At 63.1% G+C, this 24,631-nt stretch carries 26 protein-coding genes and 1 tRNA gene; 5 read left to right on the top strand and 22 right to left on the bottom strand.

Annotated features, from left to right (window positions below; all coding sequences use genetic code 11):
* Positions 1-20: 20 nt before the first annotated feature.
* From XH87_RS35480 to XH87_RS35395, 18 genes are all read right to left on the bottom strand, one after another.
* Positions 21-1,529 carry an NADH-quinone oxidoreductase subunit M gene (locus XH87_RS35480; protein WP_271590772.1) on the bottom strand — a complete coding sequence of 503 codons (1,509 nt, stop codon included), beginning with the start codon at positions 1,527-1,529 and terminating at the stop codon, positions 21-23.
* The gene (gene nuoL, locus XH87_RS35475; protein ID WP_271590771.1) at positions 1,530-3,635 is read right to left on the bottom strand and encodes an NADH-quinone oxidoreductase subunit L; all 2,106 of its coding nucleotides are present in this window, start codon (positions 3,633-3,635) and stop codon (positions 1,530-1,532) included.
* Between the two features lie 8 nt (positions 3,636-3,643).
* A complete protein-coding gene (gene nuoK / locus XH87_RS35470) occupies positions 3,644-3,952 on the bottom strand; it encodes an NADH-quinone oxidoreductase subunit NuoK (protein WP_008547737.1) in 309 nt (102 codons plus the stop codon).
* Positions 3,949-4,587 carry an NADH-quinone oxidoreductase subunit J gene (locus tag XH87_RS35465; protein ID WP_271590770.1) on the bottom strand — a complete coding sequence of 213 codons (639 nt, stop codon included), beginning with the start codon at positions 4,585-4,587 and terminating at the stop codon, positions 3,949-3,951. Before XH87_RS35465 ends, nuoK begins: the two co-directional genes overlap by 4 nt.
* 9 nt (positions 4,588-4,596) lie before the next feature.
* A complete protein-coding gene (gene nuoI / locus XH87_RS35460; RefSeq protein ID WP_191093171.1) occupies positions 4,597-5,091 on the bottom strand; it encodes an NADH-quinone oxidoreductase subunit NuoI in 495 nt (164 codons plus the stop codon).
* Between the two features lie 8 nt (positions 5,092-5,099).
* The gene (gene nuoH / locus XH87_RS35455; RefSeq protein ID WP_085973683.1) at positions 5,100-6,167 is read right to left on the bottom strand and encodes an NADH-quinone oxidoreductase subunit NuoH; all 1,068 of its coding nucleotides are present in this window, start codon (positions 6,165-6,167) and stop codon (positions 5,100-5,102) included.
* A 10-nt stretch (positions 6,168-6,177) separates the two neighbouring features.
* Positions 6,178-8,253 carry an NADH-quinone oxidoreductase subunit NuoG gene (gene nuoG, locus XH87_RS35450; protein WP_271590769.1) on the bottom strand — a complete coding sequence of 692 codons (2,076 nt, stop codon included), beginning with the start codon at positions 8,251-8,253 and terminating at the stop codon, positions 6,178-6,180.
* A 5-nt stretch (positions 8,254-8,258) separates the two neighbouring features.
* Positions 8,259-9,584 (bottom strand): NADH-quinone oxidoreductase subunit NuoF, encoded by a 1,326-nt coding sequence (gene nuoF, locus XH87_RS35445; protein WP_035703995.1) that lies wholly within the window; start codon positions 9,582-9,584, stop codon positions 8,259-8,261.
* A 15-nt stretch (positions 9,585-9,599) separates the two neighbouring features.
* Positions 9,600-9,806 carry a hypothetical protein gene (locus tag XH87_RS35440; protein WP_081492416.1) on the bottom strand — a complete coding sequence of 69 codons (207 nt, stop codon included), beginning with the start codon at positions 9,804-9,806 and terminating at the stop codon, positions 9,600-9,602.
* Positions 9,806-10,417, bottom strand: coding sequence for an NADH-quinone oxidoreductase subunit NuoE (gene nuoE / locus XH87_RS35435; RefSeq protein WP_035704001.1), 612 nt, complete (start codon positions 10,415-10,417; stop codon positions 9,806-9,808). Before nuoE ends, XH87_RS35440 begins: the two co-directional genes overlap by 1 nt.
* 10 nt (positions 10,418-10,427) lie before the next feature.
* The gene (locus tag XH87_RS35430; protein ID WP_271590768.1) at positions 10,428-11,405 is read right to left on the bottom strand and encodes an FkbM family methyltransferase; all 978 of its coding nucleotides are present in this window, start codon (positions 11,403-11,405) and stop codon (positions 10,428-10,430) included.
* Positions 11,405-12,601 (bottom strand): NADH-quinone oxidoreductase subunit D, encoded by a 1,197-nt coding sequence (locus tag XH87_RS35425; protein WP_035704004.1) that lies wholly within the window; start codon positions 12,599-12,601, stop codon positions 11,405-11,407. Before XH87_RS35425 ends, XH87_RS35430 begins: the two co-directional genes overlap by 1 nt.
* Before the next feature lie 2 nt (positions 12,602-12,603).
* Entirely contained in the window at positions 12,604-13,215 is a 612-nt protein-coding gene (locus tag XH87_RS35420; protein ID WP_158669240.1) for an NADH-quinone oxidoreductase subunit C, read from the bottom strand.
* Between the two features lie 11 nt (positions 13,216-13,226).
* Positions 13,227-13,808, bottom strand: coding sequence for a NuoB/complex I 20 kDa subunit family protein (locus XH87_RS35415; protein ID WP_442868339.1), 582 nt, complete (start codon positions 13,806-13,808; stop codon positions 13,227-13,229).
* A complete protein-coding gene (locus XH87_RS35410; protein WP_008136158.1) occupies positions 13,805-14,170 on the bottom strand; it encodes an NADH-quinone oxidoreductase subunit A in 366 nt (121 codons plus the stop codon). Before XH87_RS35410 ends, XH87_RS35415 begins: the two co-directional genes overlap by 4 nt.
* A 200-nt stretch (positions 14,171-14,370) precedes the next feature.
* Positions 14,371-14,616 (bottom strand): hypothetical protein, encoded by a 246-nt coding sequence (locus tag XH87_RS35405; RefSeq protein ID WP_157460952.1) that lies wholly within the window; start codon positions 14,614-14,616, stop codon positions 14,371-14,373.
* Entirely contained in the window at positions 14,613-15,749 is a 1,137-nt protein-coding gene (locus tag XH87_RS35400) for a PepSY-associated TM helix domain-containing protein (protein ID WP_271590766.1), read from the bottom strand. Before XH87_RS35400 ends, XH87_RS35405 begins: the two co-directional genes overlap by 4 nt.
* A 22-nt stretch (positions 15,750-15,771) precedes the next feature.
* Entirely contained in the window at positions 15,772-18,027 is a 2,256-nt protein-coding gene (locus XH87_RS35395) for a TonB-dependent siderophore receptor (RefSeq protein ID WP_271590940.1), read from the bottom strand.
* Positions 18,028-18,519: 492 nt separating this feature from the next.
* Between XH87_RS35395 and XH87_RS35390 the strand changes: the two genes are divergently transcribed.
* Positions 18,520-18,723: a hypothetical protein gene (locus XH87_RS35390; RefSeq protein ID WP_271590765.1), complete on the top strand. Its 204-nt coding sequence runs from the start codon at positions 18,520-18,522 to the stop codon at positions 18,721-18,723.
* 158 nt (positions 18,724-18,881) lie between these two features.
* Positions 18,882-18,958, top strand: a tRNA-Asp gene (locus XH87_RS35385).
* Positions 18,959-19,065: 107 nt separating this feature from the next.
* Here XH87_RS35385 and XH87_RS35380 read toward each other — a convergent pair.
* From XH87_RS35380 to XH87_RS35365, 4 genes are all read right to left on the bottom strand, one after another.
* Entirely contained in the window at positions 19,066-19,833 is a 768-nt protein-coding gene (locus XH87_RS35380) for a tyrosine-type recombinase/integrase (RefSeq protein ID WP_271590764.1), read from the bottom strand.
* A 386-nt stretch (positions 19,834-20,219) separates the two neighbouring features.
* A complete protein-coding gene (locus tag XH87_RS35375; RefSeq protein ID WP_271590763.1) occupies positions 20,220-20,501 on the bottom strand; it encodes a hypothetical protein in 282 nt (93 codons plus the stop codon).
* A gap of 310 nt (positions 20,502-20,811) precedes the next feature.
* Positions 20,812-21,135 carry a helix-turn-helix domain-containing protein gene (locus XH87_RS35370; protein WP_271590762.1) on the bottom strand — a complete coding sequence of 108 codons (324 nt, stop codon included), beginning with the start codon at positions 21,133-21,135 and terminating at the stop codon, positions 20,812-20,814.
* Between the two features lie 16 nt (positions 21,136-21,151).
* A complete protein-coding gene (locus tag XH87_RS35365) occupies positions 21,152-21,544 on the bottom strand; it encodes a type II toxin-antitoxin system RelE/ParE family toxin (protein WP_271590761.1) in 393 nt (130 codons plus the stop codon).
* Between the two features lie 1,089 nt (positions 21,545-22,633).
* Between XH87_RS35365 and XH87_RS35355 the strand changes: the two genes are divergently transcribed.
* The 3 genes from XH87_RS35355 (at position 22,634) to XH87_RS35345 (ending at position 24,199) form a co-directional block, all read left to right on the top strand.
* Entirely contained in the window at positions 22,634-22,837 is a 204-nt protein-coding gene (locus tag XH87_RS35355; RefSeq protein WP_271590759.1) for a hypothetical protein, read from the top strand.
* A 159-nt stretch (positions 22,838-22,996) separates the two neighbouring features.
* Positions 22,997-23,134: a hypothetical protein gene (locus tag XH87_RS35350; protein WP_271590758.1), complete on the top strand. Its 138-nt coding sequence runs from the start codon at positions 22,997-22,999 to the stop codon at positions 23,132-23,134.
* Positions 23,135-23,614: 480 nt separating this feature from the next.
* On the top strand, positions 23,615-24,199 hold the full coding sequence (locus tag XH87_RS35345) for an ATP-dependent DNA ligase (protein WP_442868333.1): 585 nt from the start codon (positions 23,615-23,617) through the stop codon (positions 24,197-24,199).
* Positions 24,200-24,631 lie beyond the last annotated feature (432 nt).

The following is a 24,631-nucleotide window of genomic DNA, read 5'->3' as shown; positions in this document are numbered from 1 at the left end:
CGATATCCTGACCTGCCCGATCACTGGAGCAGTGCGGCGGCCTTCACGGCCGTCACAGCGGTGTTGTAGTTGTTGACGAGTTGCTGGACCGACGCGGCCGACATGTCGAGCACCGGCTTCGGATAGACGCCGAACAGGATCGTCAGCGCGATCATCGGGAACAGGATCACGCACTCCCGCAAGGTGAGATCCTTCATGCTCGCCAGCGACGGCTTGACCAGCGCGCCGAACACGACCTTGCGGTAGAGCCACAGCGCATAGGCCGCCGACAGGATCACGCCGAAGCTGGCAAAGAACGCGGTCGGGATCGAGACCTTGAAGGTGCCGAGCAGCGTCATGAACTCGCCGACGAAGCCGCTCGTTCCGGGCAGGCCCACATTGGCCATGGTGAAGACCATGAATGTCATCGCGTAGAGTGGCATCCGGTTGACGAGGCCGCCATAGGCCGCGATCTCGCGGGTGTGCAGGCGGTCGTAGACGACGCCGACGCAGAGGAACAGCGCGCCGGAGACGATGCCGTGCGAGATCATCTGGAACACGCCGCCGGCGACGCCCTGCATGGTGCCGGCGAAGATGCCCATGGTGACGAAGCCCATATGCGCCACTGACGAGTACGCGATCAGCTTCTTCATGTCCTCCTGCATCAAGGCCACCAGCGAGGTGTAGATGATGGCGATGGCCGAGAGCGTGAAGATCAGCGGCGCGAAGTCGTGCGAGGCCAGCGGGAACATCGGCAGCGAGAAGCGCAGGAAGCCGTAGCCGCCCATCTTCAGGAGGATCGCGGCCAGGACCACCGAGCCTGCCGTCGGCGCCTCGACATGCGCGTCGGGCAGCCAGGTATGCACCGGCCACATCGGCATCTTCACCGCAAACGAGGCGAAGAAGGCGAGCCACGCCCAGGTCTGCAACGAGCGGGGTACGGCGGTGTGCATCAGGGTCGGGATGTCGGTGGTGCCGCCGTTCCAGTACAGCGCCATGATGGCGAGCAGCATCAGGACCGAGCCGAGCAGCGTGTAGAGGAAGAACTTGAACGACGCATAGACCCGCCGCGGGCCGCCCCAGACGCCGATGATCAGGAACATCGGGATCAGGCCGCCCTCGAAGAACAGATAGAACAGCACGAGATCGAGCGCCGAGAAGGTGCCGATCATCAGCGTTTCCAGGATCAGGAACGCCATCATGTATTCGCGGACGCGGCTGGTGATCGCCTTCCAGCTCGCGATGATGCAGAACGGCATCACGGCGGTGGTGAGGATCACGAGCGGCAGCGAGATGCCGTCGACGCCCATGTGGTAGGTGATGCCGGTGGCAAGCCAGTTCGCCTTCTCGACGAACTGGAAGTCGGGGTTGGACGGGTCGAAGCGCATGACCAGGATCACCGACACAGCGAAGGTGATCAGCGTGGTCCAGAGCGCGATCCAGCGCGAATTGCGCCGCGCCGCCTCGTCATCGCCGCGGCTGAGATAGACCATCAGCGCGCCGACCAGCGGCAGGAACGTCGTGACCGAGAGAATGGGCCAGGTTGTCATTTACTGGCCTCCAAAGCCGAACATGAACCAGGTGATCAGGCCGGCGGCGCCGATCAGCATGGCGAACGCGTAGTGATAGAGATAGCCGGTCTGGATCTTCACGACATTGCGGGTGACGTCCAGCACGCGGGCCGAGACGCCGTCGGGGCCGAAGCCGTCGATGATGAAGCCGTCGCCCTTCTTCCAGAGCTGATAGCCGATCCACTTCGCCGGACGGACGAAGATGACGTCGTAGAGCTCGTCGAAGTACCATTTGTTGAGCAGGAACTGGTACAGCATCGGCTGCGTCTTCGCGAGCTCGACCGGCAGATAGGGCCGGCGGATGTAGAACAGGTACGACACCAGGAAGCCCAGCACCATCATGACCGTCGGCAGGAAGGCGATGGTCTCGGGGATGTGGTGCATCTCCTCGATGATGTGCGGGTTCATCTTCACGGACTCGCGGAAGAACTCCTCGACACCGTGACCGGCGAACAGCTCCTTGAACGGGAGGCCTGCGACGAACGAGCCGACCGCGAGCACGCCGATCGGGATCAGGATCCAGAGCGGGGCCTCATGCGCGGCTTCGTAGTGATGCTCGTCATGCGGCTCGCCGTGGAAGGTCTTGAAGATCAGGCGCCAGGAGTAGAACGAGGTGAGGCCGGCGGCGACGACCGTCATCAGGAAGCCGTACATCGCGAATGGATTGTGCGAGGCGTAGGCGGACTCGATGATCGCGTCCTTGGAGAAATAGCCGGCGGTGAGCGGGAAGCCGGTGAGCGCCAGCGTGCCGACCACCATCACCGCATAGGTGTACGGGATCTTCTTCCAGAGGCCGCCCATGTTGCGGATGTCCTGCTCGTGGTGCATCGCGTAGATCACCGAGCCGGAGCCTAGGAACAGCAGCGCCTTGAAGAAGGCGTGCGTGAACAGGTGGAACATGCCGACCGAATAGGCCCCTGCTCCCATCGCCACGAACATGTAGCCGAGCTGCGAACAGGTCGAGTACGCGACGATGCGCTTGATGTCGTTCTGGACGAGACCGATCGTGGCCGCGAAGAACGCGGTGGTCGCGCCGAAGAACATCACCACGGCCTGCGCGTCCGGGGCGAGCTCGAACAGCGGCGACAGGCGCGCCACCATGAAGACGCCGGCGGTGACCATGGTCGCGGCATGGATCAGCGCCGAGACCGGGGTCGGGCCTTCCATCGCGTCGGGCAGCCAGGTGTGCAGCAGGAACTGCGCCGACTTGCCCATCGCGCCCATGAACAAGAGGAGACAGGTCAGGGTCAGCGCGTCGGCGTGCCAGCCGAGGAAGTTGATGGTCTTGCCGGTGAGGCCGGGCGCGGCATGGAAGATCGTCTCGAAATCGGTCGAACCGACAAGCATGAAGATCGCGAAGATACCGAGCGCGAAGCCGAAATCGCCGACGCGGTTGACCACGAAGGCCTTGATGGCGGCGGCGTTCGCCGACGGCTTCTGGTACCAGAAGCCGATCAGCAGATAGCTGGCGAGACCCACGCCCTCCCAGCCGAAGAACAGCTGCACGAGGTTGTCCGCGGTCACCAGCATCAGCATGGCGAAGGTGAACAAGCTGAGATAGCCGAAGAAACGCGGCCGGTTCGGATCCTCGTCCATGTAGCCGATGGAATAGAGGTGCACGAGCGAGGATACGGTCGTGACAACCACCAGCATCACGGCGGTGAGCGTGTCGACGCGCAGCGTCCACCAGACCTGGAGGTCGCCGGAGAAGATCCAGGGCAGAAGCTGGATGCGGGCGTCATGGTGCATGAAGCCGACATCGACCAGCGTCATCCAGGACAGCGCGGCCGAGACGAACAGCAGCGCCGTGGTGATCAGCTCCGCCGCGCGCGAGCCTGCCGCGGGCGGCTCGGCCGGGCCGTGAGCGTGATCGTCGTGCCCATCGCCGGGCTCGTGATGGGTCACGTGGATGACGGACGCATCCTCGTTGATCGTATCGGACGCATGCGCATGCGCACCATGGCCGTGGTCGCCGTGATGCTCGACCTCGTCGCCCGAGGGGTTGCGGGCATGCGCACCGGCCAGCGCAATCAGGCCGGCGAGGATGGCGCCCAGCAGAGGCAGAAAGACAATCGCCTGAACCATGACCGAGCTCAGCCCTTCATCAGATTGACGTCCTCAACCGCGATCGAGCCGCGGTTGCGGAAATAGACCACCAGGATGGCGAGACCGATCGCGGCTTCGGCGGCCGCGACGGTGAGCACCAACAGCGCGAAGACCTGGCCGACGATGTCGCCGAGGAAGGTCGAGAACGCCACGAGGTTGATGTTGACCGAGAGCAGGATCAGCTCGATCGACATCAGGATGACGATGATGTTCTTGCGGTTCAGGAAGATGCCGAGGATGCCGAGCGTGAACAGGATCGCGCCGACCGCCAGATAATGTCCGAGCCCGATCGTCATTTCACCCACTCCGCCGCATCGGCGTCCGAGAGCCCCTGCCCCGGCGCCACCTTGCGCATCGCCATCGCCATCTCGGGCGTGCGTGCGTTCTGAACGTTGATGTCCTGCCGCTTCACGCTCGCCTTGTGGCGGAGCGTCAGCACGATGGCGCCGATCATGGCGACCAGCAGCACCATGCCTGAGAGCTGGAAGTAGTGGATGTACTTCGTATAGAGCACGAGGCCGAGCGCCTCGGTGTTCGAGACGTTGGTCGGGATCGCCGCCGTGATCGTCTTGGACACGCCGGGATTGATGACCCAGAAGCCGACGGTGAGCAGCAGCTCGAACAGGAAGATGCCGCCGATCACGAGGCCGACCGGCAGGTACTCGATGAAGCCCTCGCGCAGCTCGAGGAAATCGACGTCGAGCATCATGATCACGAACAGGAACAGCACCGCGACCGCGCCGACATAGACGACGATCAGCATCATGCCGAGGAACTCGGCACCCATCAGCACGAACAGGCCGGAGGCGTTGACGAAGGCCAGGATCAGGTACAGCACGGAGTGCACGGGATTGCGCGAGACAATCACCATCACGGCCGAGGCGACGCAGATACCGGCGAAGAGATAGAAGAACAGCGCGGGAAGGATCATGCCCTCACCTCACCGGTACGGCGCGTCGAGCTCGATCGCTTTCGCGATCTCGCGTTCCCAGCGATCGCCGTTGGCGAGCAGCTTGGCCTTGTCATAGAACAGTTCCTCACGGGTCTCGGTCGCGAACTCGAAGTTCGGGCCTTCGACGATGGCATCGACCGGACAGGCTTCCTGGCAGAGGCCGCAATAGATGCACTTCACCATGTCGATGTCGTAGCGCACGGTGCGGCGGGTGCCGTCGTTGCGGCGCGGGCCGGCCTCGATCGTGATGGCCTGCGCCGGGCAGACCGCTTCGCACAGCTTGCAGGCGATGCAGCGCTCTTCGCCGTTCGGATAGCGGCGCAGCGCGTGCTCGCCGCGGAAGCGCGGCGAGATCGGGCCCTTCTCGAACGGATAGTTCAGCGTCGGCTTCGGCTGGAAGAAATAGCGCATGGCGAGGAAGAATGCCGAGACGAATTCCGACAGCAGGAGCGAGCGTGCAGTGGCGTTGACGTTGATACCCATGGCGGCCCTCACTTCGGCGCGATGCCGGCGAAATGCAGCACGCCGGCCACCACGATCACCATCGCCAGCGACAGCGGCAGGAACACCTTCCAACCGAGGCGCATCAGTTGATCGTAGCGGTAGCGGGGCACGATCGCCTTCGCCATCGCGAACAGGAAGAACATGAAGAAGAGTTTCAGCGAGAACCAGATGATCCCCGGCACCCAGTTGAAGGGCGGCAGATCCACCGGCGGCAGCCAGCCCCCGAGGAACAGGATGGTCGCCAGCGCGCACATCGTGACGATCGCGACATACTCGCCGAGCATGAACAGCAGGTATGGCGTCGAGCCGTATTCGACCATGAATCCGGCGACCAGCTCGGATTCCGCCTCGACCAGGTCGAAGGGCGGACGGTTGGTCTCCGCCAGCGCCGAGACGTAGAACACCACGAACATCGGGAACAGCGGCCAGACGTACCAGTTCAGGATCGTGAGCTGCGGCAGCCCGATCAGGCTGGCGAGACCGCGCGCATGCTGGGCCTCGACCACCGCCGAGAGGTTCAGCGTGCCGGCGCAGAGCAGCACCGTGATGATGACGAAGCCGATCGAGACTTCATAGGACACCATCTGCGCCGCCGAGCGCAGCGCGGCCAGGAACGGGTACTTGGAATTCGACGACCAGCCGGCCATGATGATGCCATAGATCGACAGCGACGAGATCGCGAAGATGAAGAGAATGCCGACATTGATGTCGGCGATCACCCAGCCGAGATTGGTCGGGATCACCGCCCAGGCGGCGAGCGCGAGCACGCAGGACACCAGCGGCGCCAGCAGGAACACGCCCTTGTTGGCGCCGGCCGGAATGATCGGCTCCTTCAGCACGAACTTCAAAAGGTCCGCGAAGGACTGCAGCAGGCCCCAGGGGCCGACCACGTTCGGGCCGCGCCGGATCTGCACCGCCGCCCAGATCTTGCGGTCGGCAAGCAGGATGTAGGCGATCGCGACCAGGAGCACGACGAGCACCAGGACGCTCTCGGCGACCATGATGATCAGCGGCCAGAGAAATCCGGTCCAGAATGCGCTTTCGAAGAATTCCATCAGATCACGCTCACTCCGCTGCGGTCAGCATGTGCCCGGAGGCGAGGCGCGAACATTCCGCCATCACGGCGGACGCACGCGCGATTGGGTTGGTCAGGTAGAAATCCTCGACCAGCGGCTTGAACGGCGCCTTCTCCGGCGAGCCGCCCTTCCCCGCCAGCTTCTTGATCTGGTCGGCCGAGCCGGCCTCGATCTGGTCGAGACGGATCAGATGCGGCACCGCCTTGAAGACCGCCTGGCGCAGCGCGGCCAGCGAGTCGTAGCCGAGCTTCTTGCCGAGCGCCTCCGACAATGCGCGGACGATCGCCCAGTCCTCGCGGGCTTCGCCCGGTGGGAACGCGGCGCGGCCCGTCATCTGCACGCGGCCTTCGGTGTTGACATAGATCGCGGACTTCTCGGTGTAGGCCGCGGCCGGCAGGATCACGTCGGCGCGGTGCGCGCCGCGGTCGCCGTGGGTGCCGATATAGACGACGAAGGTGCCGTCGGGCGCCTTGATCTCATCGGCCCCGAGCAGGAACAACAGGTCGAGCGTGCCGAACGTCGTCATCTGCGCCGCGTTCAGGCCACCCTGCCCCGCCGTGAAGCCGATATCGAGCGCACCGACGCGCGAGGCGGTCTCGTGCAGCACGGCAAAGCCGTTCCAGCCGTCCTTCACCGCGCCGACATCGAGCGCGAGCTTGGCAGCGGCCGCGAGGATGGCGGCGCCGTCGTGGCGAGCAGCCGCGCCCGCGCCGACCATGATGATCGGATGCTTGGCGTTCTTCAGCACGTCCATGAAGGAGTGCTTGCCGGCCGCGAGTTCACCGAGCGTCTCGGTGCCTGCGCCGAGATGATCGTAGTCGTAGGTCAGATCGGCCTTGGCGCCGATCACGCCGACCTTGAAGCCGCCGGCACGCCAGCGCTTGCGGACGCGGGCGTTGAACACGGCCGCCTCCTTCCGCGGATTGGCGCCGATGATGAGCAGCGCGTCGGCCTGCTCGACGCCAGCGAGCGTCGGGTTGAAGAGGTAGGAGCCGCGGCCGAGCGCGGGATCGAAGGCGTCGCCCCCCTGCACCGCCAGATTGCTCGAGCCGTGCCTGGCGAGCAGATCCTTCAGCGCGAACATCTCCTCGACACCGGCAAGGTCGCCGGCGATCGCGCCGATGCGCTTGCCGTCGGTGCGCGCCGCCTTGGCGGCAATCGCAGCAAAGGCCTCGGGCCAGCTTGCCGCGCGCAGCTTGCCGGCCTCGCGGATATAGGGCCGGTCGAGCCGCTGGGTGCGCAGCCCGTCGACGACGTGACGGGTCTTGTCGGAGATCCACTCCTCGTTCACGGCCTCGTTGATGCGCGGCAGAATACGCATCACCTCACGGCCGCGCGTATCGACGCGGATCGCCGATCCCAGGCCGTCCATGACGTCGATCGACTGGGTCTTGCCGAGCTCCCACGGGCGTGCCGCGAACGCATAGGGCTTCGAGGTCAGCGCGCCGACCGGGCAGATGTCGACAAGGTTGCCCTGCAACTCCGACGTCAGCGCGTGCTCGAGATAGGTCGTGATCTCCATGTCCTCGCCGCGGCCGGTGGCGCCCATCTCGGGCGCGCCGGCAACTTCCGCCGAGAAGCGGACGCAGCGCGTGCACTGGATGCAGCGGTTCATCGAGGTCTTGACCAGCGCGCCGAGATATTTGTCCTCGACCGCGCGCTTGTTCTCGGCGAAGCGGCTGGTGTCGACACCATAGCCCATCGCCTGGTCCTGGAGGTCGCACTCGCCGCCCTGGTCGCAGATCGGGCAGTCCAGCGGATGGTTGATGAGAAGGAACTCCATCACGCCTTCGCGTGCCTTCTTCACCATCGGCGAACGCGTGGAGATTTCCGGCGGCTCGCCCTTGGGGCCCGGACGGCAGTCGCGCACACCCCAGGCGCAGCTCGCGACCGGCTTCGGTCCGCCCTTCACCTCGACGAGGCACATCCGGCAATTGCCGGCGATCGACAGCCGCTCGTGATAGCAGAAGCGCGGAATCTCGGCGCCGGCCGCCTCGCATGCCTGAAGCAGCGTGTATTCGGCGGGGACATCGATCTCTTTGCCGTCGATGATGAGCTTGGTCATGTCTCTTACTCCGCCGCGACCATGTTCACGGGATCGCGGACGCCGATATCGTCGATATCGGCCTTGTGCGAATACTGGTCGATGCGCGCTTCGATCTCGTGACGGAAATGCGCGATCAGGCCCTGGATCGGCCAGGCCGCCGCGTCGCCGAGCGCGCAGATGGTGTGGCCTTCGACCTGCTTCGTCACCTCGAGCAGCATGTCGATCTCGCGCTTGTGGGCGCGGCCCTCGGCCATGCGGGTCAAGACCCGCCACATCCAGCCTGTGCCCTCGCGGCACGGCGTGCACTGGCCGCAGCTCTCGTGCTTGTAGAAATAGGAGATGCGGGCGATGGCGCGGATCAGATCGGTCGACTTGTCCATCACGATCACCGCCGCGGTGCCGAGACCCGAGCGCAGCTTGCTCAAGCTGTCGAAATCCATCGGCGTGTCGATGATCTGCTCGGCCGGCACCATGCGCACCGACGAGCCGCCGGGGATCACGGCCTTGAGGTTGTCCCAGCCGCCGCGGATGCCGCCGCAATGCTTTTCGATCAGCTCACGGAACGGAATGCCCATGGCCTCTTCGACGTTGCAGGGCCGCTCGACATGGCCGGAGATGCAGAACAGCTTGGTGCCGACATTGTTCGGACGGCCGATGCCGGCGAACCAGGCCGCGCCGCGACGCAGGATGTCGGGAGCAACGGCGATCGACTCGACGTTGTTGACGGTGGTCGGGCAGCCGAACAGACCAACGTTCGCCGGGAACGGCGGCTTCAGCCGCGGCTGGCCCTTCTTGCCCTCGAGGCTTTCGAGCAGCGCGGTCTCCTCGCCGCAGATATAGGCGCCGGCGCCGTGGGCGACGTAGATGTCGAACGGCCAGCCATTGACGTTGTCCTTGCCGACCAGCTTGGCCTCATAGGCCTGGTCGATCGCGGCCTGGAGGTGCTCGCGCTCGCGGATGAACTCGCCGCGGACATAGATGTAACAGGCGTGCGCGTTCATCGCGCAGCTGGCGATCAGGCAACCCTCGATCAGGAGATGCGGATCATGCCGCATGATCTCGCGGTCCTTGCAGGTGCCGGGCTCGGATTCGTCGGCGTTGACGACGAGATAGCTCGGCCTGCCGTCGGTCGATTCCTTCGGCATGAAGGACCATTTCAGACCGGTCGGGAAGCCGGCGCCGCCGCGCCCGCGCAGGCCCGACGCCTTCATCTCGTTGATGATCCAGTCGCGCCCCTTGTCGATGATGGTCTTGGTGCCGTCCCAGGCGCCGCGGCGCCGCGCGCCCTCCAGCCCCCAGTCGTGGAGGCCGTAGAGGTTCTTGAAGATGCGGTCCTTGTCCTCGAGCATGTCAGTGCTTTCCGATCAACGATTGGACTGCTTGTAGGCAAGTCCGGCGGCGCAGATACCAAACGTCAGCGCCCAGAGCAGACTGGATTCCAGCGACGCATTCAGGCTGAAGCGTTGCAGGAGAAAGATGAAGGCAGCCGCCACGGCGGCATGCATCGCGATGAAGCCCCACTTCTTCATGGCACCGCTTCCCTCTCGTGCCGGCGACGAAAGATCACGCATCAGGTGATCTCCTTCAGCGTGGTCGGCCCTGATATCGGCGCCGAGAACTGGCGGCCGTTCTGGGGACCCGGCTTGGGCGGATTGCCCGAGGCGAAGCCGTCGAGCACCTTGCCGAAGCTTTCCTTGGTCAGGTCCTCGTAAGTGTCCTTGCCGATCAGCACCATCGGCGCGTTCACGCAGGCGCCCAGGCACTCCACCTCTTCCCAGCTGAAATTGCCGTCCTTGGACAGATGGAACGGCTCATGATGGATGCGGTGCTCGCAGACGTGGATCAGATCCTCGGCGCCGCGCAGGCGGCACGGCGTGGTGCCGCAGACCTGGACATGGGCCTTCTTGCCGACCGGCGCGAGCTGGAACATCGTGTAGAAGGTCGCGACCTCCAGCACGCGGATATAGGGCATGTCGAGCATGTCGGCGATGACGCGGATCGCGGCTTCCGACACCCAGCCCTCGTTCTGCTCCTGCGCCCGCCAGAGGATGGCGATGACGGCCGAGGCCTGGCGGCCGGCCGGATATTTCGCGATCTGCTGCCTGGCGAATGCGAGGTTCTCCTCCGTGAACGCAAAGCTCGCGGGCTGGACTTCCTTCGGTGCTAATCGGCGAACGGACATCTCTAATCTCTCACTGCATGCGGCGCGCGGACTTCGCATTCAAGTTCTTGGCATTCATGGCTTCGATCCTGTCCTGCCAGAATGCGCTTGCGGTGCCGAAAACGTTGTAGCCGACGTGGGTCGAGACCTTGATGCGGTCGAGGATCGACAGCTCGGTCACGGTCTCCATCCGGTTGCTGCGCGGATCGAACACGATCAGCTTCAGCGGGGTCTGCTCGAGGATGAAGCGCGACACGGCATGAGAGCGGTCGCTGCCGTGCTCCTCGCACATGATGACGCTGTCCGCCTGCAGCAGCCGGACGCCACCCTTGATCGCCTCGATCTCGACGCCCTCGACATCGAGCTTGATCAGATATTTCCCGGTGCTGGCGACCTTGCCGTCGTCGATCAGATCGTCGAGCGCAATGACCGGCACGTCCTCACCGCCCACCGACGAATCGCCGGCAATGCTGAAGGCCTCGTGCTTGGTGCCGGACAGCCGCGCAGTGCCGCGGGCTGCGCCGATGGCGCACTTCAAGGTCTCGAAGCGGCCACCGTTGACCCGCGCATTGTTGGCGAGTTTCGTATAGTTCTGCCCCGACGGCTCGATTGCGATCGCCTTGTGCGCGCCGAACGGCTTGCTCGACACCAGCACCGACCAGTAGCCGTAATTGGCGCCGCAATCGAGCAACGTGTAGTCGACGTCGATGGAGTCGGCGAACAGCAGCTCGAGTTCGTCCTCGTAGTTGTAGGAGCGGTTGAGCAGCTTGCTCCAATAGCCGTCGCCGTAGGGGAATTCGAACACGGCGTCGGGATTGAGCCTGATCGCGATGTTGCGCTCCGGCAGCGTCCTGCGCAGCAAATTGGCGCAGGCGATGTAACCCATGTGCGAGAAGTGGGACGAAATCTTCGATCCCGTCACCAGCGCCAAGGCAGCCGTCCGCTCCCACAGGCTGGCCCCTTCAAGGGCCCCCGAGGCGCGGTCAAACTGGATTGGCGCCTGCGCCATCACCGATCGACCTCTCCGAACACGATGTCGAGCGAGCCGAGGATCGCCGAAACGTCGGCGAGCAGATGGCCGCGACAGATGTGATCCATGGCCTGCAGATGGGCAAAGCCCGGCGCGCGGATCTTGCACTTGTAGGGCTTGTTGGTGCCGTCGGAGACGAGATAGACGCCGAACTCGCCCTTGGGCGCTTCGACCGCGGCGTAGACTTCGCCGGCCGGCACGTGAACGCCTTCGGTGTAGAGCTTGAAGTGGTGGATCAGCGCTTCCATCGAGCGCTTCATCTCGCCACGGCGCGGCGGCGCCACCTTGTTGTCGGCGACGACGACGGGCCCCTTCCCGTCAGGCGCGTTCAGCTTCTCGATGCACTGCTTCATGATGCGCACGGACTGGCGCATCTCTTCCATGCGGATCAGGTAGCGGTCGTAGCAGTCGCCGTTCTTGCCGATCGGAATGTCGAAATCCATCTCGGCGTAGCACTCATAGGGCTGCGACTTGCGCAGGTCCCAGGCCGCGCCCGAGCCGCGTACCATCACGCCGGAGAAGCCCCACTCCCAGGCTTCCTTGAGCGGCACCACGCCGATGTCGACGTTGCGCTGCTTGAAGATGCGGTTGGCGGTAAGCAGGCGGTCGAGGTCGTCCACCACTTTCAGGAACGGATCGCACCAGGCTTCGATGTCGTCGACCAGCTTCTGCGGCAGGTCCTGATGCACGCCGCCGACGCGGAAGAAGGCTGCGTGCATGCGGCTGCCCGAGGCGCGCTCGTAGAACACCATCAGCTTCTCGCGCTCTTCGAAGCCCCACAGCGGCGGGGTCAGCGCGCCGACGTCCATCGCCTGCGTGGTGACGTTGAGCAGATGCGACAGGATGCGGCCGATCTCGCAATAGAGCACGCGGATCAGCTGGCCACGGCGCGGCACCTCGATGCCGAGCAGTCTTTCGGCCGCGAGGCAAAAGGCGTGCTCCTGGTTCATCGGCGCGACGTAGTCGAGCCGGTCGAAATAAGGGATCGCCTGCAGATAGGTCTTCTGCTCGATCAGCTTCTCGGTGCCGCGATGAAGCAGGCCGATATGCGGATCGACGCGCTCGACGACTTCACCGTCGAGCTCCAGCACCAGCCGCAACACGCCGTGCGCAGCCGGATGCTGCGGGCCGAAATTGATGGTGAAGTTTCTGAGGTTCTCAGGTTGTTCATTCATGATCAGACCTTCGGCCCCGCCTTTTCGTCGCCAGGCAGCGGATAGTCCGCACCCTCCCACGGCGACAAGAAATCGAACTTGCGGAATTCCTGGTTGAGCCGGACAGGCTCATACACCACGCGCTTCTCCTGGTCGTCGTAGCGGACCTCGACGAAACCGGTCGTCGGGAAGTCCTTGCGCAGCGGATGGCCCTCGAAGCCGTAGTCGGTAAGGAGGCGGCGCATGTCGGGATGACCGACGAAGAACACGCCATAGAGGTCGTAGGCTTCGCGCTCGAACCAGTCTGCGCCCGGGAATACGTCGATCAGCGATGGCACCTGCGTGGTCTCATCCGCCTGGGCCCGGAGCCGGATCCGCGTGTTCAGCGTCGGCGACAGGAAGTGATAGATCACGTCGAAACGCTTCTCACGATCGGGATAGTCCACCGCCGTGATGTCGGTGATGTTGACGAAACGGCAATTCGGGTCATCGCGGAGGTACTTGACCACCTCGACGATCTTGACGGCCTCGACATCAACCGTGAGCTGGTTGAAGGCCACCGAATGACCGGTGGCGGCGCCCGGAAGCGCGCTAACGATCGTCTGCCCCAGTGCGTCGAGCTTGGCGTCGTCCATGACGTAAAACCTTAGCGTTCGATGGTGCCGGTGCGCCGGATCTTCTTCTGCAGCAGCAGCACGCCATAGAGCAGCGCTTCCGCCGTGGGCGGACAGCCCGGCACGTAGATGTCGATCGGCACGATGCGGTCGCAGCCGCGCACGACCGAGTAGGAATAGTGGTAGTAGCCGCCGCCATTGGCGCAGGAGCCCATCGAGATGACGTAGCGCGGCTCGGGCATCTGGTCGTAGACCTTGCGCAGCGCCGGGGCCATCTTGTTGGTCAGGGTTCCCGCGACGATCATCACGTCGGACTGGCGCGGCGAGGCACGCGGCGCGAAGCCGAAGCGTTCGACGTCGTAGCGCGGCATCGACACCTGCATCATCTCGACCGCGCAGCAGGCGAGACCGAAGGTCATCCACATCAGGGAGCCGGTGCGCGCCCAGGTGATGAGATCGTCGGTCGCGGCCACGAAGAAGCCCTTGTCGGACAGCTCCGAATTGACCTCGAGGAAGAACGGATCATTGGACCCGACCGGCTTGCCGGTCGACGGATCAAGGATGCCCTTGGGGGCCGGCGCGACAACCGGGCCGGCGGACGGTGCAGGGTTCAATCCCATTCCAGTGCTCCCTTCTTCCACTCATAGGCGAACCCGACCGTCAGCACGGCGAGGAACACCACCATGGACCAGAAGCCGGTCGCGCCAAGCTTGCCGAACGCCACCGCCCAGGGAAACAGGAACGCCACTTCGAGGTCGAAGATGATGAAGAGGATGGCGACCAGATAGAAGCGGACGTCGAACTTCATGCGGGCGTCGTCGAAGGCGTTGAAACCGCACTCATACGCCGACAGCTTTTCCGGGTCCGGCTGCTGAAACGCCACGATGAAGGGCGCAATCAGCAGCACCAGGCCAATGAGGCCCGCTACCCCTATAAAGACGACGAGTGGTAGATAGTTCTGAAGAATGCCGCTCATTGACGAGCCCTTTTTCCCGCAGCCTCGGGACAGCCACGGATTCGTCCGATTTGGAATTATTCTGAGCCTTAGCGCAGTGCACCAATGGGCGCAAGACACGCTCTTTTCAGGCCCTTTGCCGCTCCCAGAACGGTGGAAATCCCGGAATCGCCCCGCGCTGGTATGGAGCAGATCAGCTGACCCAGCAAGGGCGCTCCCGATCAGTCCAGGCGCGCTCGGCCGTGACGTCCGCTGTTGGGAAGCCGCACTTTATCTAGGCTGAGGCGCAGCAAAGTCCAGATTACGACCAGGACAGGCGCTCCCACCGTCACCCAGGCGACATATTGGCCGGCCTTGCCCCAGAGCAACGCGGCCAGCAAGCCGGTGATGGTCGCAGCCGAGAGCAGGATAGGTGCGGCAAAGACACGTATCCACAGCCGCGAGCGGTCGGGCGAGCCATGCATCACGACGGGACCGGGGCTCGTCTGGCGAATGCGTCGGCGCGGGCGGAGGTCCGCTTCCGCCACCGCGCCAGCCAGAGATAGAGGCCGCTGCCGATCACGACGATCGTGAGCACGTCGAGCGCGGCCCAGATCACCTTGAGCGGCATGCCGCCGTAGTCGCCGAAATGCAGCGGCTGCGAGATCAACAGGGCCTGGAGATAGAGCGGCAATGCCCGGCTGTCGGCCACCTCCCCGCTTTCGCCATCGAGGAGGACGGGCTTGAGCAGCCGCGCCGTCAGCGCCGTGTCACCGCGCATGAAGGCGGCAAAGTGATGCGAGGAGGTGAATGGCGTGCCCGGGAATGCGATGAAGGCGACGTCCATGCCGGGTGCCGCCCTCTTCGCGCGCACGACCACATCGTCGAGCGAGGCCAGGTGCACGGGCGGCGGCTTGCCGACATAGGGCGCGACCATGCTGGCAAGCTCCGTCGTCTTCCACTGGTTCAGCATCAGCTCGGCCCAGGTGTTGACGACGCCGGTCAGTCCGGCCACCAGCGCCCAGGCCACCGTGACCACCCCGATCAGATTGTGCCAGTCGAGCCAGCGCACGCGACGGGACGCATGATCGCGGATGGTGGCAAAGCGCAGGCGGCGCGTGAACGGCCAATACAGCACCACGCCCGAGACGATGGCGACGGCAAAGAGCAGACCCATCGCACCGAGAAACAATTTTCCGGCCTGGCCAGCGAACATGTCGGTGTGCAGCTTGAGCACGATCAGCATCGGCCCGACGCCGACCGGCCCGAGCAGTTTTGCCGAGACCGCGTCGAAGGCCCGCACCGTCGCATTGTCGGGCAACCCGTCACGCGCGTCGTTGGTGAAGGCCGTCACGATCCCGGGCTCGTCCCTGTCCCAGGAGATATATTGCATGACCCGGCCGGGATCGGCGGCGAGCGCGGCGTCGGCGACGGCTTGTGGCGTCGCGCGCGCCGCGCTCGCATGAGCTTCGGGCTGGGGGGCATAGCCCAGGAGCTCATCGATCTCGTGATGGAAGACCAGCGGCAGGCCGGTCAGGCAGAGCAGCAGCAGGAACACGGACGAGACCAGGCTGGTCCAGGTGTGGACCACGGACCAGAGCCTGACCGTGCGCGCCTTCACGACCGCCTCCCCTCGCCTGCGCTTACCATTTGTAGGAGACGCTGGCGGTCACGCGCCGGCGGTCGCCGTAGAAGCAGGACGTGGCCGTCGCGCAGCTCGCGACGTACATCTTATCTGTCACGTTGATTACGTTGAGCGCCGTGCGCCAGTTCTGCCATTCATAGTGGACCGCGAGATCGCCGAGCACTACTGCGGGAACTTCGAGGGTATTGGCCTGGTCGGCCCAGGACGCGCCGATGTAGCGTACGCCGCCGCCGAAGCCGAACCCTGCGAGCGGCCCGTCCTTGAATGTGTAGTCGGCCCAGCCCGAGACCAGGAGTTCAGGCGTGTTGGTCGGCGTCTTGCCGACCAGCGCCGGATCGAGGTCCTTGCTGTTGAAGAGATGATAGGCCGTGAAGGAGCCAATCAGCTTCAGCTCCCTTGTGGCATTGGCCACCGCTTCGAGCTCGATGCCGCGCGAGGTCACCTCGCCGGTCTGGTTTTGCAGCACGGGCACGCTGCCCGGCAATGTCGTCACGACATTCTGCCGGACCAGATCGAAAGCCGAGACCGTGAAATAGCCGTCGAAGCCTTTTGGCGCAACCTTCACGCCGATTTCGGCCTGCTTGCCGATCTCCGGCAGAAACAGCTGGTTCTGGGCGTTGAGGCCAATGATCGGATTGTAGCTTGTCGAATAGGAGATGTAGGGCGCGATGCCATTGTCGAAATTGTAGATCAGCCCGGCGCGGCCGCTGAACCTGCTGTCGTCGCGGCTGGCGACCAGAGCGCCGGTGTCGCGCGCTTCCTGCGTCGTCTCGACCCAATCATTGCGGCCACTCAGCACCAGCGTGAAGTTGCCGAGCTTCATCTGGTCCTGAAGATACGTGCCCGCCTGCTTCTGCGTGATCAGGAAGTTCCGGAACGGAGCGCTCGGTAATGGAACCTCGGCTGATCCATAGACGGGATTGAAGACGTTGATCGCAGGCACGCCGCCCCCGAAGGCCTGATAGTCGTCGATCTGGTAACCCCTCAGGTCGACCCCGAAGAGCATCGTGTGCCTCACCGGGCCGGTGTCGAAGCGGTACTCAAGCTGGTTGTCGAGATTGGCCTGATTGGCAGTATTCTTCGCATACCAATTGTACCGATTGAGAGTGGCCGTGTTGATGTCGGCCCAACCGTTGCCAACATAACCGCGGTAGGTGATGTCGACATGTGCAAAGCGGGCGTTCTGACGGAACGTCAGGTCGTCGGTGAGATTGCGCTCGAACTGGTAGCCGAGCATCTCTTGCTCGCGCGTGAACTTGTCGACGCTGGGATCGCCGACGAAGAAGCTGGTCGGGATCTTGCCGAAGGGCGCGCTGGTCACCGTGCCCTGATAAGGCAGGAAGTTGATGCCGCGAGTGTCCTGCTTCGAGGCCGAGGCCAGCACTGTCAAGGTCGTGTCGGCATCGGGCTTCCAGGTGACCGACGGCGCGATGAAATAGTTGTTGTCCGGCGTGAAGTTGACCTGCGTGGGGCCGTTCTGGACCTGGCCGACCACGCGGGCGAACAGCTTGCCGTTCTCCGGGCTCGTCGCGACCGGTCCGCCGAAATCGAAGCCGACATAGGCATTGCCGAAATTGTTGACCCCGGTCTCGATGTAGCGGATCGGCTCGGCCGGCGGCATCTTGCTGATGACGTTGACGATACCGCTCGGGCTCGATCCGCCGTAAAGCACGGCCGAGGGACCGCGCAGCACCTCGACGCGCTCCATGTTGAACGGCTGCAGCTTCCAGCTCGCATAGGACGTGTAGAACAGTTGCATGCCGTCGAGGAACAGTCCGATGTCCTCGGACTTGAAGCCGCGGATCAACCACCAGTCGTTGCGGGTATCTGTGCCAAACGTTCCGGCGCGCACGCCGGCCGTGTAGCGCAGCACCTCGTCGAGCTTGTTCGGCTTCTGGTCGCGTATCTGCTCGGCACCGATCACCGACACGGCCTGCGGCGTCTCCATGATCGGCGTGTTGGTCTTGGTGCCCGAGGAACTGCGGCCGGCGACATAGCCGTTCACCGGACCGAGCGGCGTCTCGACGAAGCCGACGTTGCGCTGCGGCTGCGGTCTATTCCTGTTGGCGGTCTGCACGGACGATCCAGGCGCACGGCGCCGAGGGGTCGCGGCCGCGCGGCGCCGAGCTTCCGGCGCGGTGACGGTCACCGACGGCAGGTTCTGCGCGCCACTCTGCGCGGAAGATTGTGCGAGCGATGCCTGCGGCATCAAGACCCAAGCGGATGCGGTCGCCAACACCGCCGACCGCAGCATTCCAAGACTGTTCAACGCGCACCCCAAAGCTGCATGTATCGATGCATCATGCCGCCCGTCCCGGAACGGCATGCGCTTGAAGGTGACGCTTATGTGAGGGCGCGCGATTTCCCTAATTGAAGGCTTCTTAGAAAGACTCTTGGAAGCGTTCCAACGTTTCCGCTGTTGCAGCGAGATCAGCTTCTCGCGGCCGTATTCGGATTTACAGATTTTGCATGAGCTTGCGCGACAACCGATTGCGAACGCGCGGCTGATCTGTTCGCTGTCCTGATCGACGGCCTCGGCGCCGCGCCGCGCTGTTCGTCCGGGCCGTCGCACAATCCGGATCGACTTCGACCGGGGACCGCCTCAGGCCGGCCGCTTCCGTCCCCGGACGAAATCCGCCGGGCGGGGAGATGAAACCATTTTGCGGAACCCGCGAAACCATCCGGAAACAGATGGTCCTTAAGACAACAGCCCATAGACGGCGGCAAAGCCCGTCGGGAGGCTCAGATGAACCACTCAATCCACTCTGCCGATCGTGCGACCCACCTGAAGATCGTGGTGGTGGCGCTGGTGGCCGGCATCATGGTGGCCGGCTTCGGAATCGCAGCCCGCACCAATGCCGACTACAATCAGACGGCCCAATCGACGCATGTGATCAAGGCCGGCAAGCCGGTGGCGGTGACGAGCGCGGCTGGGTCGGAGATTCGCTGATGGGCCCTCTTCCGGGCTGACCAATGGCCGCCTCCGGCGGCCGTTTTTTTTTCCAAAGCAATGCTTGGCCGGGACAGACTGGCAACGCGCAACGTCCTTGACTTCACCAAGCCCCGCCTTTAAGTCCCCCCTCGTTCCGCGCGCGTCGAGCGAACCACGCGGGAGTAGCTCAGTTGGTTAGAGCGCCGGCCTGTCACGCCGGAGGTCGCGGGTTCGAGCCCCGTCTCTCGCGCCACTTTTGGCAACAATCTCAAACACTTCTAGATCCTCTCCCGCCGCAGCTTCTTGCCGTTCCAACTTTCATGGCCGGCGCGTTCCAACTTTTGCGCCTGTTTCGTTCAGTCACCGAAGCACCCTCCGGCCCTGCTTTCGAGCCTCAAATACCGCCTGAATCGTCGCAATGTTGACCGGGACATAGGTCGCGAACAGCGCGTTCGAGGCGTCCAGGGTATTGCCCATCGCATGGGCAAGGGCGGCCGGCTCGGCCTTACCGGTGATCGCCTCTACGGCGCCCGAGCGGCGGAAATCGTGCCCGAGCATCCGTCGCTCCAAGGGGCCGAATTCGGCCGCCCTGACGGTCCTGAAGTCGTCTCCAAGGGTGTCCTTGCTGTAGGGCTGGCCGGACCGGTTGCGAAAAATGTAAGCGTCCCTGGTCAGCTCGATCCCCAGCTTTTCCAGATAGGCCGCCAGGAGCCGCAGAGAGCGGGCGCTGAGGACGCCGCCGACCGGGACGCCCGTCTTACCGCGTTCGGTGAAACAAAGCTGACGCTGGTCAACCCTGGCCATCTGCGATGCCCTCAGCCCGCGAACGTCGCCAGGGCTGAGCTGCGTATCCCACGCAACCCCGATCACCGCGGCCAGGCCGTGGAAGCCCATTCGCCAAGCGCGCTTGGCGAGCCGCGCAGCCTCGCCCTCGTGCCAGGTTGCCGATCGGCCCTTGGCAGCCGAGTTGCGCACTGCCAGCGACGGATCATTGTCGCGGACGCAATAGCCGAGCGCCGCCGCGACTTTCCACATCGCACGCCAGATCTTGAGGGCGCGATGGGCCTCGCGGAGCGAGACGTCTTCCTCAATCGCCTGGCGCCAAGTGGACAGATCGTCGAGCCGCACCGTCTTTGGATCACAATCTCCGAAGATCGGCTTGATTCGCTTCCAGCCTCGCCACCAATCCTCTCGCGTCCGAGGCGCCTTTCGGCGCCATTCCTCGGTCTGTCGATATCGACGGAAGGCTTCGCCAAGCGATCGGGGTGGATAGACCGTCAGCTCTTCGCTCCGATCGATCGAGAGATTGCTCGCGGCGACCATTGCCGGCGCAGGAGCCGCCCCCGTCCGGGTCGCGTCCCACCGTCTATTCCACTGCTCGGCAATCGCCCATGCTGACGGTCCATCGACACCGCACGGCACGTTCGCAAATCCGAGATCGCGCATCTTCTTTGTCGGCTCCCAAAAGCCGCGGCCGTTGCGGCGAACCGAATAGTGCCTGATGGTGCGCTTGCTCATGGCTTGCGCTGCCTCATCGCTTCAATGCGATCTTTGGCAACCGTAGAGGCATCGATGGGACCAAACTCGCCACCGGCAGTGAACAGATGCGGATGCCGGCGCCGCCGCCATGCGTCGATCGCCTCAAGGTCGATATTGCCGGTGTCAGGATCTGGCTTGGGGAAGCCGCGCACGATGAGGTTCGGGAGGGCCTTGTCGAAGTCTTCCAGCGACAGCCCCAGCCGGCGCGCGGCGTACTCGCGCGGCACATCGCCGGGGATGACGTGGAAACGGGGCATCGGTCCCTACAGACTTCCTTCGTCGGGCGCTCGGCCGGCCAGGCCACAGCGCGAGTGGTTCGCTATTTTTTGCGAAACCGAGGCCCGACGAAGAGGCAAAATCTGTTTCGCGCTTACCCCGCTGGCCGCGCGGGGGAATGCCAGTCGTTAAGAAACTTGGGACAAACCTTGGCAAAGCAAAGGCAGAGTGCCAAAGCCGCAGAGGAAAGGTCACACAAGGTTCTCGCCTAAGGTGTCTCGCCTCCGGATTCAAGGGATTGCCGGCCCTCATTCAAAAATGAAAAGCCCGGCACTAGGCCGGGCTTTGATGTCATGCCGCAACTAGGATGCGACCTTCGTGTTTTGGCTTGCTTGGTTTGACCTTAATTTCGATGTCGGACCCTAGAGCCCGCACGAACTTGAAAAGTCGTTCAAGGGAAATTCCCTCAAAGCGCCCTCTAAGGAGCTTGGAAACATCGGGTTGGCGTAGCCCCATTGCGGCGGCTGCCTGTGCCTGAGTGAGGCCCTGAGCCTCGATCATCTTGGTAATAAGAATTACGAGGTGGGCCTTCACATTGTGCTCTTCGGGAAGGTCGAGCCCCAAATCGGCAAAAATGTTCCCGCTGCTCTGTGTTATTCTTGCTTTCTTCGCCATCTCTCCACCTCGACTCTCATGACTTCTTTTTTGGCGCGTAGTTCTTTTTGTAGTGCTCCTCAGCTTCCTTTAGCCGCTTAACGATCATCTCCATATCGCGCGGAGGCGTTTTCGATCCCACCTTGGATTTCTTTTTGAAGGCGTGCAGAACATAAACCATGCTACCGAACTTTACGGTGTAGACGGCCCGGTACGCGTCTCCATCTAAGTCCTCCACGACCTCTACGACGCCCGCGCCCCCAAACCCAGTTAGGGGCTTCGCATCTGGATGCCTCATCCCGTTCTCGGCTAGAAGGAACGCAAAGCCGAAAACGGCTCTTGCGCCCTTCGGAAGGGACTTTACATCCTTACGACTAGTTCCAAGGAAATGGATGCTCTTTGGGCGTTTTGGCTTCGAGGGTTTGACCACCCTTCATCTCCATAGTAGAATTACTATACGCTTCATTGGTTCAAATTCAAGTAGACAAATTGCCGTGATAGACCACCCGGCCTGCGGGTGGCCTAAATCTTTGCAAATACAGGTTTAGACTTAGGTCTAAGGTTTTCCGCCCTGAATTACGGTGAGCATCCGGCGCTGGCCGCCGCGCTGCCTTACGGAGACCTAAAACTGGCGTTCATTCCGCCCTCCGCAGACCCTGTGAAAATAGGCTCTTCAGAGCGCTTTCCGATTCCCAAAGATTGATAAATTGAACTCTCGGCGGCGCTGCGCTTCGATGCCGGCATGCCTCGCCCTCCTCGACGCCACACACCCACGCACCCCAACGGCCGGCCGCTCAAGATCACGTTCGGCGAGATGCGCGAGATGGGGCTGCGGGGCGTCCTCGTCTTTTGCGCCGACTATCGGTGCAGCCATAGCCTCCGGCTGCCGGCCGATCGCTGGGCTGATGAGGTCCGGCTTTCCGATATCGAGCCACGCTTCGTCTGCGCCGGTTGCGGCAGCCGCGGAGCCGATGTCAGGCCGGACTTCGCGAGCGGCAAGCCACCGCAATTTGCGAAAGCGGCCGCCAACTGAGGCGGCCTTACAGTTGCGAAACCAAGAGGGTGACGCACGCGATCAGCGTTGCCGTACTGAGGGTCACCACGACAAGGGCTTGTTCACTGTGGGCCTTGAGCTCTTCGTCATCCATTGTGCCCAACGCCAGTACCGACCTCCGGTTTCGGTCTGAGCCGAACGTTTTGCCGGTAATTGGCGAGATGCGCGAGATTGGGGCTGCGCGGCGTCCTGGTCTACTGCCAACTGCGGGCACCATATCGCCCTAGATCGCTGGTCTGTTTCCGACTTAGTGGCCTAGTTTGAAAATATGCAGTGGCCTAATTAGCAACTTGAGCACTTTGAGCGGTTCCCAATGAGTTCCGCGCCTATGGGGAAACAAAGGACTCACTAACCTTTCCCACTCGGCGCACAATACGGAACATCACAGAACGGACCGTGGCTTTTATCTGTGACGAGAACGCCCATCACGCGCTCCCGCCTTCCTCTAAATGAAAGGAGCGCGCCATGGCGAAGCATCGGCGTCGTTTCAAACAATCGCAACCATTGAAAGCCCGTCTCGCCGCAGAGGCTGAGCGGCTTCGTGAGAAGGCCAAGAAGGCCGCCGCAGGTATCGAGCGGCAAACGCTGCTACGAAAAGCTGAGCAGTGCGAAACCGGCCTGCACATGAGCGAGTGGCTGCGGACGCCCGGCGCTGAGCTGGCGCCATGATGATCGAAGACCCTCAGGTCCAGGCCTACGCGTTCCAAGCTCGCGTCTGCCTTTGGATCGCGGCCGCTGGCTTCGTGATCTTCCTCGCCGGGCTGGCGATCAGTCTTTTCTAAGGCCGCCTCAGTTGGCGCCAAGGCCACCACGCTTTAAACTGGACCAATGATCTCCAAGGAACAGCCAGAGAAGCCAATCCCGCCGCCCGATCTAGATCGCGCTGAGGAGATTCGCCAGATGGTCCGCGAGGACATCGAGGAACAGCACAAGTTCATCGAGAAACTAAAGCGCAAGATGAATTGAGGCTGGGCACACGAAGGCCGCAGCGGAGGTTCATTCGCTGCGGCCCGCGTAGGTCAAACGATCCGGGTGAAAAGTTCTAAGTGAAGTATGAAGCCAGCCCCGGTGACATGAGCCTAATCGGGAAAAACCGGCAAAGCGAATCATTTCGCGAGTTCCGAAAATGAAACTCGCGTCTGCTGTAATATAGATTAAGTGCAAGCCGACTGCTGATGGCCGCGGCACTAGACGGTCTTTGACTTTTCGCAAAGCGGACGTGCTCACGTCGTCTAAAACCGCAAATGTAACCGAGCGGCAAGCCAGCCCGCCGTTGAGGTTATGGGCCCGGCCTCCTAGGCACACCGGGCCCACTCTGTTTTTAGAAGACAGGCCCGGCTTCAGGGGGGCCTTTGGGGACGCCGGAGCAGAAAGCCAATCCGTCAATTTGCCACTTGTTCCTGACTCGTAAAGCCAGCGAAAAGTCCTATCTTTTGGACCATGCTTATGGCGTACGAGCTTTGCCTGGCTACCACCGGCAAGCAGGTGCCGAACGGGCCCGACTGGATCCATGAAGTAAAGCACGACGGCTACCGAATGCTGGTCATCCGGGAGAACGAGCGCGTGCGTCTCCTCTCGCGCAACGGCACCGATTGGACCAAGCGCTACCCATGGATAGCCGAGGCGGCGCTGAAGAACGGACAGAAGCGCTTTGTGATCGATGGCGAGGCTGTGATCCTCGGGGTGGACGGCATTAGCGACTTCAACGCGCTGCATAGCCGGCGATACGATCACGAAGTGCAGCTTTACGCCTTCGATATTCTCGCGACGGGCGGCGATGATCTCCGTTCCCTACCCCTTCATATGCGGAAGGCGAGCCTTGAGCAGCTATTGGCTCACCGCCCCGACGGGATCAGCGTGGCGCCGTTCGAACGCGGCGAGATCGGGCCCGACCTATTTCAAGCGGCCTGCCGGATGGGGCTTGAGGGGCTCGTTTCCAAGCACCGCGATCGGCCGTACCGCGGAGGGCGCCAGAAGCATTGGATCAAGATAAAGAACCGGAGGCATCCCGCGATGGAGCGCGAGCTATAGCGCGAACCTGTTTACTGGCTTCGTCCCTGTTGTCCGCGGATGTGGTGCCTGGCGACGCAGACCAGGTCTTATAAGAGCGCGGGATGGAAGCCGCCTCCCTAGCGCGGTACTTTGTCTCTCGTCGCCTTTAGGTCAGACTTCACCTCTGGGACTATCCCTCGATCGACTGGCTCCCGACTTGGCGGCCTCTCATTGAGATCGCGAGCCCACGGTGCCCCGGACGGGCTCGCTGAAGATGACTGGTGACTTGCGCATGCGGAGATCAGAAGACCGAGGACGGTCAGCGAGCCTGCTGCCCATGTCATCGCCTGGATGCGCATTTCGGTCCAACTGATTGCCTTGAGAATGGATCCCGAATTATCGCAGCCTTTGGTGCCTACCTGCGTCGTCGGCGCCCATGAAAAAAGCCCGGCGCTAGGCCGGGCCTTGTCA

Source organism: Bradyrhizobium sp. CCBAU 53415 (assembly GCF_028128735.1).
Lineage (GTDB): Bacteria > Pseudomonadota > Alphaproteobacteria > Rhizobiales > Xanthobacteraceae > Bradyrhizobium.
This window is presented reverse-complemented; position numbering and strand designations above follow the sequence as displayed.

What these genes read in the sequence shown, in the direction of transcription:
- XH87_RS35375 (WP_271590763.1), bottom strand. Translation starts at nt 20,501, where the DNA reads ATGCCCCGTTTCCACGTCATCCCCGGCGATGTGCCGCGCGAGTACGCC.
- XH87_RS35440 (WP_081492416.1), bottom strand. Translation starts at nt 9,806, where the DNA reads ATGCGTGATCTTTCGTCGCCGGCACGAGAGGGAAGCGGTGCCATGAAG.
- XH87_RS35370 (WP_271590762.1), bottom strand. Translation starts at nt 21,135, where the DNA reads ATGGCGAAGAAAGCAAGAATAACACAGAGCAGCGGGAACATTTTTGCC.
- nuoH (WP_085973683.1), bottom strand. Translation starts at nt 6,167, where the DNA reads ATGGAATTCTTCGAAAGCGCATTCTGGACCGGATTTCTCTGGCCGCTG.
- XH87_RS35350 (WP_271590758.1), top strand. Translation starts at nt 22,997, where the DNA reads ATGATCTCCAAGGAACAGCCAGAGAAGCCAATCCCGCCGCCCGATCTA.
- XH87_RS35480 (WP_271590772.1), bottom strand. Translation starts at nt 1,529, where the DNA reads ATGACAACCTGGCCCATTCTCTCGGTCACGACGTTCCTGCCGCTGGTC.
- XH87_RS35465 (WP_271590770.1), bottom strand. Translation starts at nt 4,587, where the DNA reads ATGATCCTTCCCGCGCTGTTCTTCTATCTCTTCGCCGGTATCTGCGTC.
- XH87_RS35430 (WP_271590768.1), bottom strand. Translation starts at nt 11,405, where the DNA reads ATGGCGCAGGCGCCAATCCAGTTTGACCGCGCCTCGGGGGCCCTTGAA.
- nuoG (WP_271590769.1), bottom strand. Translation starts at nt 8,253, where the DNA reads ATGACCAAGCTCATCATCGACGGCAAAGAGATCGATGTCCCCGCCGAA.
- XH87_RS35390 (WP_271590765.1), top strand. Translation starts at nt 18,520, where the DNA reads ATGAACCACTCAATCCACTCTGCCGATCGTGCGACCCACCTGAAGATC.
- XH87_RS35425 (WP_035704004.1), bottom strand. Translation starts at nt 12,601, where the DNA reads ATGAATGAACAACCTGAGAACCTCAGAAACTTCACCATCAATTTCGGC.
- XH87_RS35355 (WP_271590759.1), top strand. Translation starts at nt 22,634, where the DNA reads ATGGCGAAGCATCGGCGTCGTTTCAAACAATCGCAACCATTGAAAGCC.
- nuoF (WP_035703995.1), bottom strand. Translation starts at nt 9,584, where the DNA reads ATGCTCGAGGACAAGGACCGCATCTTCAAGAACCTCTACGGCCTCCAC.
- XH87_RS35395 (WP_271590940.1), bottom strand. Translation starts at nt 18,027, where the DNA reads ATGCTGCGGTCGGCGGTGTTGGCGACCGCATCCGCTTGGGTCTTGATG.
- XH87_RS35345 (WP_442868333.1), top strand. Translation starts at nt 23,615, where the DNA reads ATGGCGTACGAGCTTTGCCTGGCTACCACCGGCAAGCAGGTGCCGAAC.
- nuoI (WP_191093171.1), bottom strand. Translation starts at nt 5,091, where the DNA reads ATGGGTATCAACGTCAACGCCACTGCACGCTCGCTCCTGCTGTCGGAA.
- XH87_RS35410 (WP_008136158.1), bottom strand. Translation starts at nt 14,170, where the DNA reads ATGAGCGGCATTCTTCAGAACTATCTACCACTCGTCGTCTTTATAGGG.
- XH87_RS35420 (WP_158669240.1), bottom strand. Translation starts at nt 13,215, where the DNA reads ATGGACGACGCCAAGCTCGACGCACTGGGGCAGACGATCGTTAGCGCG.
- nuoK (WP_008547737.1), bottom strand. Translation starts at nt 3,952, where the DNA reads ATGACGATCGGGCTCGGACATTATCTGGCGGTCGGCGCGATCCTGTTC.
- nuoE (WP_035704001.1), bottom strand. Translation starts at nt 10,417, where the DNA reads ATGTCCGTTCGCCGATTAGCACCGAAGGAAGTCCAGCCCGCGAGCTTT.
- nuoL (WP_271590771.1), bottom strand. Translation starts at nt 3,635, where the DNA reads ATGGTTCAGGCGATTGTCTTTCTGCCTCTGCTGGGCGCCATCCTCGCC.